1 protein-coding gene is annotated in these 1,923 nt (G+C 63.2%); it reads left to right on the top strand.

Annotation, left to right across the window (positions count from 1 at the left end; all coding sequences use genetic code 11):
- Nucleotides 1-584: 584 nt before the first annotated feature.
- Entirely contained in the window at nucleotides 585-1,847 is a 1,263-nt protein-coding gene (ltrA, locus tag C7C46_RS27710; RefSeq protein ID WP_110672670.1) for a group II intron reverse transcriptase/maturase, read from the top strand.
- Nucleotides 1,848-1,923 lie beyond the last annotated feature (76 nt).

Below are 1,923 nucleotides of genomic sequence, written 5' to 3'. Positions count from 1 at the left end.
GAGTGCGTCCTGAACGCGAAGGGGAGCTTGATGTAGGAATAGCTGCTCGATGCGATGCTGCGTGACTGATGAAGGTTTGGCCCTTCGGAGCCGCCCTGCGGGGGGAGGCTTCAAACCACCTCATGCTGCGTTGGCTGAAGACCGTCGTGGTGAGCGATGAGGAAAAGGCGCCCGTGAGGCGTCAGGTAGGGATCAGGAAGACGAGCGCGAGCGAATCGTTGCTGAAGTGTCGAAACAACTGAGACGACATCAAAACCGGAGTGTTTTGGCGACTCCGGGATGAGCCTGGCGGGCGCCCGCTGACTGGCCAGGTGGTGTCCGGCATGAAGACGACGTGAGACTGATCTGCCGCTGTCACGCGGAACAGGAGAAGGCGTGCCCCGATACTGTTCGCCCTGGTCGGGGCGGGCGAGAGGGAGTGCCTCAAGCGGCCGAAACCGTGAGGGGTCGAGTACCGATGCGGGGTGCGCCGGCGGACCGGCTCGTAGTAGTGCTGAAGCTCCTGTAATGGGAGTGGAGCGAAGGGGCCGGGTCATTCGTGGCTGTGTGTGTCTGGTCAACCGGATGTTCTCCGGGAGGAGCCGATGGACAAGCTGAAATCGCAGGTCAAGCCGTTTGAGATCTCGAAGTGGGAGGTCCAGGAGGCTTATCGCGAGGTGAAGGCGAACAAAGGGGCGCCGGGGGTGGACGGGCAGTTTATCGACGAGTTCGAAAAGGATCTGAAGGGCAACCTGTACAAGATCTGGAACCGGATGTCGTCGGGGACGTACTTTCCCCCTCCGGTGCGCGCGGTGGAGATTCCCAAGCAGCACGGCGGCGGCACGAGAATGCTTGGCATTCCCACGGTCGCCGACCGGGTTGCACAGACCGTGGTAGCCAGGCACCTGACGAGGCGGGTGGAACCGGTGTTCCACTCGGACTCGTACGGGTACCGGCCGGGGCGGTCGGCCCATGACGCGCTGGAGCGCTGCCGGGACCGCTGTTGGAAGAAGAACTGGGTGATCGATCTCGACATCCAGAAGTTCTTCGACAGCGTCCGGTGGGACCTGATCGTCAAGGCCGTGGAGGCTCACACCGACGCCGTTTGGGTGGTTCTGTACGTCGAGCGGTGGCTCAAGGCGCCGCTGCAACTGCCCGACGGCACCTTGCAGGAGCGGGACCGAGGAACTCCTCAGGGGTCCGCTGTCTCGCCGGTGCTGGCGAACCTGTTCATGCACTACGCGTTCGACACTTGGTTGGACCGGGAGTTTCCCACCGTCCAGTTCGAACGCTATGCCGATGACGCCGTGGTGCACTGCGTCAGCGAGCGTCAGGCCAGGCAGGTACTGGCCGCGCTGGGCGACAGGATGGAAGAGGTCGGGCTGCGGCTGCATCCCGATAAGACCAAGATCGTGTACTGCCAGGACGGGCGGCGGCGGGGCTCCTTCGAGCACACGTCTTTCACCTTCCTGGGATTCACGTTCCGTCAGCGCCGGACTAAGGACAGGGACGCCCAGTATTTCCTGGGGTTCCTGCCCTCGATCAGCAAGGAAGCCCAGAAGAAGATCGGCGAGACGGTTCGCAGTTGGCGACTGCATCGCCAGGTCGGCCTCACCTTCGCGGAGCTCGCCCGCCGGATCAATCCGATCGTGGCGGGCTGGATGCAGTACTACGGCCGGTTCGACCGGGCAGCGCTGTATCCGCTCCTGGCACGCATCAACGCCTACTTGGTGCGGTGGGTCCGCAAGAAGTACAAACGACTGGCGGCGCTGAGGAAAGCACTCCAGAGCGTGAGAGGGGCAGCCCAGCGCTATCCCCGGATGTTCGCGCACTGGAAGTGGGTGACCACAGCGTCCTCGGCTTGGTGATCAGAATGACAAGAGCCGTGTAACGGGAGACTGTTACGCACGGATCTGTGGGAGCCGGGGGGTGAGATTCCCCCCG

Source organism: Streptomyces tateyamensis (assembly GCF_003205575.1).
In the GTDB taxonomy this organism is placed as follows: domain Bacteria; phylum Actinomycetota; class Actinomycetes; order Streptomycetales; family Streptomycetaceae; genus Kitasatospora; species Kitasatospora tateyamensis.
The sequence above is the reverse complement of the archived record's forward strand: the minus strand, read 5'-3'. Positions and strand labels throughout refer to the sequence as shown.

Coding starts and splice junctions, on each gene's coding strand:
- ltrA (WP_110672670.1), top strand. CDS start 585: ATGGACAAGCTGAAATCGCAGGTCAAGCCGTTTGAGATCTCGAAGTGG.